Origin of the sequence: Micromonospora parastrephiae (assembly GCF_016802865.1) — a bacterium.
Taxonomy (GTDB): domain Bacteria; phylum Actinomycetota; class Actinomycetes; order Mycobacteriales; family Micromonosporaceae; genus Micromonospora; species Micromonospora parastrephiae.
Window position 1 is genome coordinate 1 of sequence record NZ_JAEVHM010000163.1, and the last position, 12,897, is coordinate 12,897.

General features: G+C 71.8%; 11 protein-coding genes and 2 pseudogenes. 8 read left to right on the forward strand and 5 right to left on the reverse strand.

Translation table 11 applies throughout. The features are described 5' to 3' along the window. Nucleotides 1–726: pseudogene (locus JNW91_RS24435) on the reverse strand (hypothetical protein); the annotation flags it as partial. Nucleotides 727–824: 98 nt separating this feature from the next. Between JNW91_RS24435 and JNW91_RS24440 the strand changes: the two are divergent. Together JNW91_RS24440 and JNW91_RS24445 are read left to right on the forward strand one after the other, a co-directional pair. Continuing rightward, nucleotides 825–1,825 (forward strand): annotated as a pseudogene (locus tag JNW91_RS24440) (2-phospho-L-lactate transferase CofD family protein). Next, complete coding sequence (locus JNW91_RS24445; protein ID WP_203177756.1) at nt 1,822–2,910, forward strand: coenzyme F420-0:L-glutamate ligase; 1,089 nt, start codon at nt 1,822–1,824, stop codon at nt 2,908–2,910. Before JNW91_RS24440 ends, JNW91_RS24445 begins: the two are co-directional and overlap by 4 nt. Before the next feature lie 45 nt (nt 2,911–2,955). Here the strand turns inward: JNW91_RS24445 and JNW91_RS24450 are convergent, their stop codons facing one another. Together JNW91_RS24450 and JNW91_RS24455 are read right to left on the reverse strand one after the other, a co-directional pair. Next, nucleotides 2,956–3,954, reverse strand: coding sequence for a winged helix-turn-helix domain-containing protein (locus tag JNW91_RS24450; protein ID WP_203177757.1), 999 nt, complete (start codon nt 3,952–3,954; stop codon nt 2,956–2,958). A gap of 285 nt (nt 3,955–4,239) precedes the next feature. After that, nucleotides 4,240–5,298, reverse strand: a complete 1,059-nt coding sequence (locus tag JNW91_RS24455) for a hypothetical protein (protein ID WP_203177758.1) — start codon at nt 5,296–5,298, stop codon at nt 4,240–4,242. A gap of 39 nt (nt 5,299–5,337) precedes the next feature. On the opposite strand from JNW91_RS24455, the gene JNW91_RS24460 reads away from it, so the two are divergent. The 5 genes from JNW91_RS24460 to JNW91_RS24480 are packed head-to-tail and all read left to right on the forward strand — an operon-like array spanning nt 5,338 to nt 9,749. Beyond that, a complete protein-coding gene (locus JNW91_RS24460) occupies nt 5,338–5,949 on the forward strand; it encodes an NUDIX hydrolase (protein ID WP_203177759.1) in 612 nt (203 codons plus the stop codon). A 54-nt stretch (nt 5,950–6,003) separates the two neighbouring features. Continuing rightward, nucleotides 6,004–7,266, forward strand: a complete 1,263-nt coding sequence (locus JNW91_RS24465; RefSeq protein WP_203177760.1) for a B12-binding domain-containing radical SAM protein — start codon at nt 6,004–6,006, stop codon at nt 7,264–7,266. Next, nucleotides 7,263–8,366, forward strand: coding sequence for a GHMP family kinase ATP-binding protein (locus JNW91_RS24470; protein ID WP_203177761.1), 1,104 nt, complete (start codon nt 7,263–7,265; stop codon nt 8,364–8,366). The genes JNW91_RS24465 and JNW91_RS24470 overlap by 4 nt, the downstream gene beginning before the upstream one ends. Then, the gene (locus JNW91_RS24475; protein WP_203177762.1) at nt 8,356–8,877 is read left to right on the forward strand and encodes an NUDIX hydrolase; all 522 of its coding nucleotides are present in this window, start codon (nt 8,356–8,358) and stop codon (nt 8,875–8,877) included. The genes JNW91_RS24470 and JNW91_RS24475 overlap by 11 nt, the downstream gene beginning before the upstream one ends. Nucleotides 8,878–8,921: 44 nt before the next feature. Next, nucleotides 8,922–9,749: a hypothetical protein gene (locus JNW91_RS24480; protein WP_203177763.1), complete on the forward strand. Its 828-nt coding sequence runs from the start codon at nt 8,922–8,924 to the stop codon at nt 9,747–9,749. Here JNW91_RS24480 and JNW91_RS24485 read toward each other — a convergent pair whose 3' ends face one another. Beyond that, nucleotides 9,750–10,850 (reverse strand): mannose-1-phosphate guanylyltransferase, encoded by a 1,101-nt coding sequence (locus JNW91_RS24485; RefSeq protein ID WP_203177764.1) that lies wholly within the window; start codon nt 10,848–10,850, stop codon nt 9,750–9,752. A gap of 60 nt (nt 10,851–10,910) precedes the next feature. After that, entirely contained in the window at nt 10,911–12,056 is a 1,146-nt protein-coding gene (locus JNW91_RS24490; RefSeq protein WP_203177765.1) for a glycosyltransferase family 4 protein, read from the reverse strand. Between the two features lie 154 nt (nt 12,057–12,210). Here JNW91_RS24490 and JNW91_RS24495 point away from each other — a divergent pair. Next, nucleotides 12,211–12,897: TIGR03089 family protein (locus tag JNW91_RS24495; RefSeq protein WP_203177766.1), on the forward strand; the 687-nt coding region annotated here is incomplete at its 3' end.

Sequence of the window (12,897 nt, forward strand, 5' to 3'; positions counted from 1 at the left end):
GCGGGCCAACCGCCCTGCGGCTGGCCACCGGGCTGCCCCGGAGCCGGCCAACCACCCTGCTGCTGCGGCCACCCCGGCTGAGGCTGGCCGTAGACGCCCCGCCGGATATCCGCCCGGCTGGCCGGGAGCGGGCCAACCGCCCTGCGGCTGGCCACCGGGCTGCCCCGGAGCCGGCCAACCACCCTGCTGCTGCGGCCACCCCGGCTGAGGCTGGCCGTAGACGCCCGGCTGCTGCTTGGGACGGGGCACGTAGTAGAGGGCGCGCCAGACGGTGAAGACCACCCAGGCGGCGACCGCGAAGATCACCACCCAGGCGAACCGGGTGAGCACACCGAGCAGCGCGTCGAGCACCTCACCCTCGGCCAGCCGCCCCACCGTCCAGATCAGCATGGTCAGCGTGCCGAACAGCGCGCTGACCGCGTACTCGCCGAGGGCCACCTGCGTGATCAGCTTGGCCTTCGGCAGCACCGGCGAGACGTGGGTGGCGAGCAGTACGGCCAGCAGCGGCAGGACCACCGCCTCCACCCCGATGAACGCGAAGAAGGCACTGCCCGACCGGTCGGTGAAGTCGCTGTAGTCGTTCGGCGCGATCAGCCGGAGCAGGCCCACGAAGAGGAACACGGCGTTGGCGCCGAGCAGGGCGAGCGCACCCAGTTCGCGTAGCGGCTTGGTCAGCTGGCGGGCCTGCGTCGCGTCGGTGGACGCGGGCTCGGCGGGGCTGGTCACGAGCTCCCCCTCGGGGCGTGGACGGACAGGGCGCACGTGAGCCTAGTCTCCCGAGCCACCGGCGGACCGGAGGCGTCACGTGCGCGAGGATGGTCGACATGCGCATCGTGGTTCTGGCCGGCGGCATCGGTGGTGCCCGGTTCCTGCTCGGCGTCCGGGCGTACGCCCGCGAGGTCGGCGCCGAGGTGACCGCCGTGGTCAACGTCGGCGACGACCTGTGGCTGCACGGGTTGAAGATCTGTCCCGACCTGGACAGCGTCATGTACACCCTCGGCGGCGGCGCGACCCCGAGCGGGGCTGGGGCCGGGTCGGGGAGAGCTGGACGGTCAAGACGGAGCTGGCCGCGTACGGGGCGGAGCCGACCTGGTTCGGCCTCGGCGACAAGGACATCGCCACCCACCTGGTCCGCAGCACCATGCTCAACGCCGGTTATCCGCTCAGCGCGGTCACCGAGGCGCTGGCGACCCGCTGGGAGCCGGGCGTACGCCTGCTGCCGGCGACCGATGACCGGCTGGAGACCCATGCCATCGTGAGCGGGGGGACCGAGCTTGCGGGCCCCGCAGCCGCGAGCAGCGCCAGCGCCGTTGAGGACGACCAGGGCCAGCGGGCGATCCACTTCCAGGAGTGGTGGGTACGGTACCGGGCCGACATACCGACGCACCGTTTCGTCTTCGTCGGCGCGGAGACGGCGAAGCCGGCACCCGGGGTGCTGGACGCCATCGGCGCGGCCGACCTGGTGCTGATCGCACCGAGCAACCCGGTGGTGAGCGTCGCGCCGGTGCTGGCCGTACCGGGGCTGCGCGAGGCGGTGGCCGGTGGGCCGGCGCCGGTGGTGGGTGTGTCGCCGATCATCGGTGGCGCGCCGGTCCGCGGGATGGCCGACCGTTGCCTGGCCGTGCTCGGTGTCGAGTGCAGCGCGGCGGGGGTGGGTCGGCTCTACGGCGGCCGGCCGGCCGGTGGCCTGCTGGACGGCTGGCTGGTCGCCGAGGAGGACGCGGGAGCGGTGGTGCCGGAGGTGACGGTCCGCGCGGTGCCGTTGCGGATGACCGACGAGGCGGCGACGGCGGCGATGGTCCGCGCCGCGGTGGAGTTGACGTGAGGCTGGAAATTCTGCCGGTGCTGGGCATCGGCCATGTGACCGAGGGCGACGACCTGGCGGCGTTGATCGCGACCGCCGCGCCATGGCTGCGCGACGGCGATGTGCTGGTGGTCACCAGCAAGATCGTCTCGAAGGCCGAGGGGCGGCTGGTAGACGTTCCGGCGGACGGACCCGAGCGGCTCGCCGCGCGGGACGAGGTGCTGGCGGCGGAGACCGCGCGGGTGGTCGCGAGCCGGGGACCCACCCGGATCGTGCAGACCCACCACGGCTTCGTGATGGCCTCCGCGGGCATCGACGCCTCGAACGTGGACAAGACCCGGCTGGTGCTGCTTCCGACGGACCCGGACGCGTCGGCCCGCGCGCTGCGCGCCGCGCTGAGGGAGCACTACGGCCTGGACGTCGCCGTGATCATCACCGACACCATGGGGCGGCCCTGGCGCAACGGGCTCACCGACGTGGCGCTCGGGGTGGCCGGGATGTCGGCCATCCGCGACCACCGGGGCGAGGTCGATCCGTACGGCAACGAGCTGCAACTGACCCAGATGGCCGTGGTGGACGAGTTGGCCGCCGCCGGCGAACTGATCAAGGGCAAGTGTGACCAGGTCCCGGTCGCGGTGGTCCGGGGTTACCTCTCCGCCGCCGGCCCGGACGACGGCGGTGGCGCGCGGGTGCTGGTCCGTGACGCCGCGCAGGACCTGTTCTCACTCGGCACCGCCGAGGCCCGGGCGGTCGGCCTGACCGACGCCGTCACGTTGGCCGACGGTCCCGGCCCGACGCCGGCCGATCCGGAGGCCACGCGACGGGCGATCGAGGCGGTCGCCGGCGTCGCCGCGCCCGGCACGGTCTTCACCCTGGTCGACGAATCGGAGGTACGCGCCGGGCTGATCGCCGAGGTGCCCGGGTGGCCGGACGGCGCCACCGCCCTGGTGCTCGGCTCGCCGCCGGCCCCGGTCGACCCGATGGATCTGGTCCGCTTCGGCGCCGACCTGCACCGGCTGCGCGTCGCCCTGGCCGCCGAGGGCATCGGATCGACCCTGCTCCCTCCGCCCTCCGGCAGCACGGCGAGCGCCGCGCTCGCCCTGTGACCCAGCCGGCCGGGTCACGCACCGCGGCGGCCCGGCCGAGCCGGGTCAGGTATCCAGCATGGCCCGGCCGAGCGGGGTCAACGTGTGCAGCACCCTGTTGCGGTCGCGGTGACTGACGAGCAGCCCGGCGTTGCGCAGCACGGTGGCGTGCTGGCTCGCCGCCGCCGGTGAGATGTTGAGCTGGCGGGCCACCTCGCCGGTGGTGCAGCCTTCGTCGCTGGCCTGCAACACCGCCGCCCTGGTCCGCCCGAGCAGCGCGGCGAGCGAGTCCCGGCCGACACCGGACGCGGCCGGCCCGGCGCCCTCGGTGGGGGCCAGCCCGCCCAGCCGGTCCACCGGATAGACGAGCACCGGCGGCAGCGCCGGATCGAGCAGGGCGACCGGGGTGCTCGCGCAGAAGAACGACGGCACCAGCAGCAGCCCTCGGCCGTCCAGGTGCAGCTCCCGGCGGTGCGGGTAGTCGCGAACTTCGAGGACCCCACCCTCCCAGCGCATCGCCGGCCGAAGGCTGGTCAGCAGCCCCTCCACACCGCCGTCGAGCAGCGCCCGCGCCCGGCGGGACCGGTCCGCCGCCACCGCCGCCTGGATCCGGTTCCAGTACGGTCCGATCGCCAGCGACCGGTACTGCTCCATCGACTCGGCGAGGTGGTGCAGCGCCGCCACGTCGCCCCGGGCCAGCCCGGCGGCCGAGGACGGCAGCGGAGTCTCGGCAGCCAGCACACCCAGATCTCGTTGCAGCAGTTCGATGGGGGTGCTGCGGACCGCGTCCAGCCCGGCCTCGAAACCGTCGACGCTGGCGTACGGGGTGAGGAAGTCGGGGAAGTATCCACGCGGCGGGTTCAGCGCGAAGAGCAGTCTGAGCTGCTCGGAGGCGACGTTCTGGCGCAGCTCCCGGCTCACCGTGCGCCGCCAGGTCGACGTCAGCGGGTCGCGGTTGCGGCCCTGCAACGCGTGCAGGCTGAGGACCAATTCCCAGACCGGGTCCGCCGCCGGAGCCACCCGGGTCCGGAGGATGTCCTCGCCAGAAAAGTGGATCTTCAGCATGGGGCGCTCCCGTGTCGCCAGCAGGGGGATGCCGGGTGACCGTTCGACTCTACCTGGCCGGCAGTTATCTCCATCTTTAAGCCTGGGATGAAAAACCTCGACGCCTCCGGGGCCGGTTCGGCATGCTTCCAGTGCCCGAGCACGGCACCGGTACGTCACGGACGCATCCGGCACCTGGGCACCGGGACTGGGGAGGACCGGTGATCGGGCGGCACCACGAGGGTCTGCGGCCCTTGTTCCGCAGGGGTGCCGTCCGATCATTTCGCCGCCGCATCGTCGCCCCGCTCAACCCACCCACAGCGCGACCCGGTGGTCCTCGTCGGTGACGTAGAAGACTTGCCCGTCCATCGTGGCCAGCCCCTCGACGTGGTGGAACGGCGCCAGGTCCGCCACCACCTCCGCACCGAGCCGGTACGCGTCCGGCTCCGCACCGCCCGGGTCACCCGCGGGCAGCCGGAACCGGACGTGCCGCGACGTGACGTCACCCCCGCCCGGATGGTCGTCGAGCAGCACCGAGCCCTTGCCCGACGCGTCGATCGATCCGATCACGGCGTCGTACCCTCCATCGGAGTTCGAGGCGATCGCCCGGAACCCGGTCAACGCACCCGGCGGGGTCACCCCGGTCACCGCGTACGCCCTCAGCGCCCGCGGCCACGCCGGCTCCGCCGCGAACATGCCCGGCACGTCGGCCACCTCCACCACGATCGGCTCACCGGCCCCGCTCACCGGGAAACGCAGCCCCAGCAGCGCCGTCCCCGCCGGAGTGAAGGCCGCCGCCTCCACGTTCAGGGGCAGGTCGTCCGGGGCCAGCCGGCTCACCCAGCTCTTCGCCCGGGCGGTCCCCCGTGCCAGGGTCTCCACGATGAACCGGTTCCGCACCCGCTCCCCCGGCGGCAACAGGCTCAGCGGTGCCGCGGCGAGGGCGTCGTTGACCGCCCGATGCAGGCGGAACCGGTTGCGCACCACCTGCACCGGCAGCGGCCCGGTCGCCGCGTCGTCCTCCCGGAACCGGGCCACGAAGGCACGCCGGGGGCGCAGCGGGCCGGCCTTGGACCCGAAGTGGGAGCCGAAGACGTACACCCAGCCGTCGTGGTGGGCGAGCGCCTCGCCGTCCTCGGTGCGGTCGTTCTCCGCCCCGGCGTCCGCCACCACGTGCCGGGCCGTCCACTCGCCGTCGTCCAGCTCCAGCAGCAGGGCCAGACAGCGCTCCACCGGCCCCTCGTCCAGCACCGTCCAGAAACCCCGCCGGGCGCCGTACGCGCGCAGCAGCGCCGCCGAACGCACCGGCAGCAGGTCGCTGGCCTCGTTGCCGGCCACCACGAATTCGACGAGTCGCAGAGTCACCGCGCCAGGGTACGGAGCACGCGCTCGTACAGTGACAGGGTGCCCGACACCGTGCTCACCGGACCCGCCGCCCACCCGACAGATTCCGAGACGTACGCCGCGCTGCACGCCGACGCCACCGCGCTCCTCGGCGGCTGGCAGCCCACCAGTCCGCACGCCGCCGCCGCCCGCGAGAAGACGCTCGCACTGCTCGCCGCCGGCCCGGTCGCGATGAGCCGGCAGCACCGTCCCGGGCATCTCACCGCCAGCGCGCTGGTGCTGGACTCGACCGGCTCACGGGTGCTGCTCTGCCTGCACGGCAAATTCGGACTCTGGGTGCAGCTCGGCGGGCACTGCGAGCGGACCGACGAAACCCTCGTCGCCGCCGCGCTACGGGAGGCCACCGAGGAGTCCGGGATCGCCGGCCTACGCATCGACCCGACGCCGATCGACGTCGACGTGCACCAGGTCGCCTGCCAGGGCGGCTCCCTGCACTACGACGTCCGGTTCGCCGTCCTCGCGCCCCCCGGCGCGGTAGAACAGGTCAGCGACGAAGCCGAGGCGCTGGGGTGGTTCCCGCCGGACGCGCTGCCCGAGCCGCTGGCCGGCGGGACCGTACAACTCGTCGCGCCGGCCCTCGCGGCCCTCAGACGTAGCCCTCTTCGCCGCTGACCACCCACCCGAAACGTTCACGCTCAGTTGCTGGTACGTAGCTGAGCTGGCATCATGGCCACTCCCGGCCTCCACGAGGTGGCGATGTCGTCCCGCACCAGGATCGTCCTCGCGCAGCCCCCGTTCTTTCGCATCTTCGGCTCGCACAACAACCGTGGCCCGCTGGAGCTCGCCTACCTGGCCCGCAGGCTCGACGACCAGGGCGCGGCGTGCACGATCCTCAACCTCGATCGGACGGACGCGACCGCCCACTGCACCTGGCGCAATCTGTTCGCCCGGTCCGCGCTGCTCCGCGCGGCGTTGGACGGCCCGTCGCCTCTGCTCTACGAATCCGCCGAACGCATCCTGGGGCTCGCACCGGACGTGGTGGTCCTGTCCGCCGGCGACGCCCTCACACCCTGGGTGGACCTCGGCAACGCGTTCTTCGCGGCACGGCTGGCCGAGCTTCTGCGACGGCAGGGCATCCGGTGCGTAGGAATCGGGAGCCGCTTCGGCACGGCACCGCAGGCCCGCGCCGCCTTCGACGCGGTGGTCGACGACGTGTTCGGCGCGGAGGAGGTCTCCACCGTGCTGGCCGCCCGGTCGACGCGGCCGTGGACCCCCGCGCCACCGCTGTTGGGAGCTGACGTCACCGGCTCGACGTGGGACGTGATCATGACGTCCTTCGGCTGCGTACGGGCCTGCTCGTTCTGCGACGCCGCGGCGCAGCCCTATCGGGCGGTGCCCCCTGCGGTGTTCGCGGCCGACGTCGAGCAGCGCGCCGACCCGGCGCGGCTCGATATCGGCGACGCGATCTTCCTGGCCCGGGGTGCCCGGCTGGCTGCCCTCACCGAAGGACTGGACCGCGCCGGTCGACGGCCCGGGCTCTCGATCGAACTCTCCGTCGACCAGGTGACGCCCGGCCGCCTGGCCGAGCTCGCAACCTTCGGCGTCCAGGAGGTGAAGATCGGGATCGAATCGGCCGACGACTCCGCGCTCCGAGTGATGGGCAAGCACCAGCACGCCCAGCAGATCCGCACGGCCTGCGACCGTGTTCACGACCAGGGGCTCAACCTCACCGTCTACGTCCTCCTGGGTGGCCCCGTGCCCGACCCGACGAACGCGGCGCTGCGCACCCTCAACCTCTGCCGCTCGTTGCCGGCCGACGACTTCGTGATCAATGTCTGGGCCTACAACCGGCCCGGGGCGCGGCCGACGGACACCCATTTCTCCGGAGACCTCGTCGAGGAGTACGGCCTCACCGAGGTCATGGAGGAGTTCTTCGCGCTTCAGGCATCGGCCAAGCTGTCCATCGGCCGCCTGCTGGACATCGCGTGATCCGGTCCGACGACCATCAACCGGAGGCGGTCACCGTCGCCACGGCACCTCTTCGCGCGGATCTGACCGGCGGCTTCACCGACTGCGAGCCCTTCCTGCGGGCCCGGCCGGCGCGCATGGTGAGCGCCGCGCTCGACCATCGGGTCACCGTACGGGCGACGCGATCTCAGGGCCGCTACTCGATCCGGATCGTCGACCCGCGAGGGCCGGTGGTCGACGCACCGCGGTTCGAACCTGGGCGGGGACGTCCCGGGCTCGAACGCCTTTTCGGCAAGCTGCTCCTACTGCTGGAGATTCCGGCCCACCTCGACGCGACGATCCCGCTACCCATGGGCTCCGGCACCGGAAGCTCCGGCACCGTGTTGACCGCGGCCACCGCCGCACTGCTCGCGCTCGACGACGCGGGCATCTCCATCCCGTCGGTGCCGCACGTGGCCGCCGCCGTCGAACGCCTGTGCGGCCACCACGGCGGTCTCCAGGACCAGTTCGCCGCCACCTTCGGGGGTCTCACCTCCTACTCGTTCCACGACCAGGGTGTCGACGTACGCCGCCTGGACCACGCCGGCAGCGTCCTGCGGGACGCGGTCCTGGCGGTTCCGCCACCCGCGGACCGTCGGGTCGGCTCGGACCGGCTGGTGCAACTGGTCGCCGACCGGTACCGCGCGGGAGAGGCCGACACCGTCGAGGCCCTGGCCGACCTCGCCGCGCTGGGCGACCAGATCAGCGACCTGCTCGCCACCTCCCAACCCGGACGATCGGATCTCGCCGCTCTGCTGCTGGCCGTGCTGGATCGGCAACGGCGGTTGCACCCGGTGATCCGCGCCGGCATCGAGGAGACACCGGTATGGACGCTGGTACGAGAGGGTGCCGTCGTCGGCAAGCCACTGGGCGGTGCCGGACGAGGGTCGGCCTGGCTCCTGCTGATGTCCACCGATGCCGCGCGCCAGCGACTCGCCTCGACGGGTTGGGTGGTACACAGGGTGCGAATCTCGGACGTCGGAGTGCGTACGGAGAGCGAGCCCAGACGTGAAACCACGGCCGTGGGAGGCGTTGGCCTCCTCAACCGCGCTGAAGACGCCACAGTTCCAGGTGCGACGTGATCAGGTCCGGCTGCCGGACGGTGTGGTCGTCGACGACTACTACGTCTGCGTACGCCCGGACATCGCCATCGTCGTCGCGCTCCAGGGTGATCGGTTGCCCCTCGTCCGCCAGTACAAGCACGGCATCCGGGAGATCACACTCGAACTACCGGCGGGGATGATCCAGAGTGGCGAGAGTCCGGAGGACGCGGGCCGACGCGAACTGCGTGAGGAGACCGGCTGGGTCGCCCCGACACTGACCTGCATCGGCAGCTTCCACGACGACTCCACGAGGAACACCAACCGCGTCTACTGCCTGGTGTCCCGGGACGCCTACCCCGCAGGTGCCCAGCAGCTCGACCCCCACGAGGCGGCCGGCGGCCTGGAGGTGGTGGAGGTGCCACTCCAGGGCCTTGCAGAACTCCTCGCCACGGGCACTGTCCGTACGCAGTCGTCGGTGGCGGCGGCATACCGCACACTGGCCTGGCTCGCCGAGACGACGCCAGAAAGTGAACGGCCGATTGCCGGCTGACGATCTCCCTCCTAGGCTCGGTGCAGATCGCCGAGGGAGGCGTCATGCTCGGGTGGATCCGACGGTACGGAATCGCACTGCTCTGCGTACTGCTCGCCATCCTGGCTCTGGCCAAGGTGAAGATCGCCGGGCTGGACTACTCGGAGCAGGAGATCATCCTCGCCCTGCTCGGTTTGCTCGCGATCGACAATCTCGCCGAGCGAACCGGAATCCTGAACAACGTCCTCAACAAACTCAACGACCTGTCCCGACGGATTCCCCGCCAGGGCGACCACCACGTCGTGATGACCCGACGCAACCAGGTCCCCCGCCTCGCCGACGTCGTGGAAGCCGCGCGGCGTGAGGTGATCCTCGTCGGGCCGAGCCTCGACACCGTCGTCGGCATGGCCGGACGGCTGGAGGAGGTGGCCCGCGCCGGCGTCCGGATCAAAATCATGCTCAGCGCGCCGAACCGGGAGAGCGTGCAGCGGTACGCCGACCACATGGTCTTCGACAACTGGGTGTCCCCGGATGACGGAGAGTTCCGGTTGGCGATCGACCACCTGCGCAACAATTACCGGATCCTGCACCGGTCACTCGAGGCCGGGGGCGACGGCCGGGTCGAGATCCGACTGGCCGAGAAGATGATCTTCTGTAGCTACGTGATCATTGATCCGACGCTGCGCTCCGGAAGCCTGGCGGCACATTTCCATATGTACAAGATGCCGGTGGACATGACGCCGTTCGTCCAACTGGAACGGACCACCGACGGCGAGTGGTTCAGCTTCTTCCTCAGCGCGTTCGAACGGGCATGGCAGGACAGCCGCCCTGTGACCGACCAGGACCGGTACGGCCCGCCACCAGTTCAGCGGGCCGCACACGACAACGGCTGACTACAGGTACTGCTGAGCCGACTCGGCCTCCAGATCGGCAACTACTTCCTTGACCTCCTGCGCCCGCGACCGGTCGCAGACGAAGAGCGCGTCCGCGGTGTCGACGACGACCACATCGCGCAGGCCGAGTGTCACCATCAGCCGGCCCGTCCGGGTCACCAGCACCGACCCGGTGGTGTCCCGGGCCATCACCCGCCCCTGCTCCACCGACTCGTCCGCCCCGATGATGACGTTGTCCGTGGCCGAGCGGCTGAGGGCGTCGCCCAGGGAGCTGAAGTCGCCGACGTCGTTCCAGGGGAAGTCGGCGGGAACGGTGGACACCAGGCCCTTCTCGGCCGCGCCCTCCATGACGGCGAAGTCCACCGAAATCTTCTTCAGGCTGGGCCACACCCTGTCGAGCACCGCGGCCCGCTCCTCGGTGTCCCAGGCAGCGGCGATCTCGGTCAGCCCGGCGAACAGGGCGGGCTGCTGGCGGGCGAGCTCGTCGAGGAACACGTCGACCCGCCAGACGAACATCGACGCGTTCCAGTAGAAGCGGCCGGACTCCACATACTTCACGGCGAGGTCGTACTCGGGCTTCTCCTTGAAGCGCAGCACCCGGCGAGCCGGACCCGAACCGACCGGCTCACCCGCCTCAAGGTAGCCGTACCCGGTCTCCGGATAGGTCGGGGTGATTCCCACCGCCACCATCTGGCCGTCCTCGGCAGCGGCGATCGCCGCGCGGAGGATCTCGACGAAACGATCGTCATCGCCAACGACGTGGTCAGCGGAGAAGGCTCCCATGACGGCGGTCGGCTCACGCCGCGCGATGATCGCCGCCGCTAGGCCGATGGCCGCACACGACTCCCGCCGGGACGGCTCCACGACGATGTTGTCATCCGGCAGGCGCGGGACCTGGCGGGCCACCGCCGCAGCGTGCGCGACCCCGGTCACCACAAAGGTGCGGTCCGGGCCAGCCAACGGCGCCACCCGGCTGACCGTGGCCTGGAGCAGGGACTCGGACGTGCCGGTCAGCGCCAAGAGGAACTTCGGACGGTCCGCGCGGGACAGCGGCCACAGACGGGTGCCACTGCCACCGGCCGGGATCACGGCGTAGAACATCGCCACATCATGCCTGAACCACCTGAGTCGGACACCATCACCGTCGTAATACGCCACCGATCAGGAGCGGGCGCGACTCCACGCGGCGATGTGCACCTCGGCGCTGGACTCCCAGGTGAACTCCTTGGCCCGGTCGAAACCGGCTTTGGCCAGCGACAACCGGCGCTGCTCATCGTCCAGCAGGGCGGCCAGGTCGGTGCCGATCTGCTCCGCGTCCTCCGAGGTGTACGCGACCGCGTCGCCGCCCACCTCGGGCAGCGACAGTCGGGGCGTGGTCAGCACCGGCGCGGCGCACGCCATCGCCTCCAGGATCGGCAGGCCGAACCCCTCCCCGTAGGACGGGTAGGCGGCGACCAGCGCGCCACCGAGGAAGCCGGGCAGGTCGGCGTAGCGCAGGTAACCGGGGCGCAGCAGTCGCAGGTGCGACGGGACCTCGGCCACCGCCCGGTCGATGTCCTCGTCGTGGCCCTGCCCGCCGGCGATCACCAGGGCCGGCGGGTCGTCCCGGTCGGCAACCGCGCGGGCCCAACCACGGATCAGGTTGGGCACGTTCTTGCGCGGCTCCTTGGCACCGAGGAAGGCGACGTAGCTGCTGTTGCCGAGCCCCAGCCGGGCGCGCACCCGGGCCTTCTCCTCCTCGCTGGGCGCGTGGAAGGCGGCATGGTCGACACCGTGGTAGGCCACGTCGATGCGGGTCGGATCGGCGTCGAGCAGCCGGATCAGCTCGTCCCGGGTCGCCTTGCTGGGCACGATCACCCGGTCCGCCCGGCGCAGCGAGGTCTTGATGGCGCTGCGGAAGAACGTCCGGCGCGACTTGTCGTAGTGCTCCGGCTCGGTGAAGAACGTCGCGTCGTGCACGGTGACCGTGACCGGGCACCCGGCGCGCAGCGGGCAGGTGTAGAAGGGCGAGTGCAGCACGTGCGCGCCCACCTGCTGGGCGAGCAGCGGCAGGCCGGTCTGCTCCCAGGCGAGCCGCGCCGGCCGGTGCGCCACGGCGGCCGGCGCCGGGATGATCTCCGCGCCGGGCAGCATCCGGGTGTACCGCTCCAGGTCGGTGCGGAGGCTGACCACGGCCAGCTCCACCCCCGACCCGCAGACCTTGCCGAGGGCACCGAGCAGACCGTCGACGTATCGACCGACACCACCACGGTCGGCGGGGACACTCGTGGCGTCGATGAGCACGCGGGGCGGGCGACCGGCGGTCACGGGGCGACTCCTTGCACTGGCGGGTCTGTGGGGAACAACACTCCGGGGGTAAAGCCTACGCCGGAGTACGGGGCCGACGCTGACTGCGACCCGACGGTACGCCGACTTGTCATCGTCTTCGAGTACGGCTCCCGGGGGCGTATCGTTCGCGCCGATGGCCGACAACATTGCCCGGGTCTTCGCCGACGCGATCACGACCGACCCGACCCGACCGCTGCTGACCTGGTACGACGACGCCAGCGGCGACCGCACCGAACTGTCCGGCGCCACGCTGGCGAACTGGGTGGCGAAGAGCGCCAACCTCCTCGTCGACGAGGTCGGTCTCGCGCCGGGCACACCGGCCGGGGTGCTGCTGCCGCCGCACTGGCAGACCGCGGCGGTGCTGCTGGGCTGCTGGTCGGCCAAGTTGAGCGTCACCGACACGCCGGGCGACGTGGACGTGCTGTTCGCCGCCGCCGACCGGTTCGACGAGGCGCAGTCCTGGCCGGCCGACGAGCGGTACGCCCTCGGGCTGTCCCCGCTCGCCGCCCCGCTACGGCAGGTGCCACCCGGGTTCGCCGACTACGTGGTCGAGGTACGCCGGCACGGCGACCACTTCACCCCGCAGCCCGGGCCGGGCCCCGCCGACGCGCACCTGCTGGCCCGCGCCGAGGCACGCGCCGTGGAGTTGGGCATCGAGCCCGGTGCCCGGATCCTGGTCGACGCCGCCCGCTACCCGGACCCGGTGGACTGGCTGCTGGCCCCGCTCACCCGGGCCGCCACCGTCGTCCTCTGCGCCAACCTGGACCCAGCCCGCCTCACCACCCGCCTGACCACAGAAAAAGTCACCCACCCCCTCCCC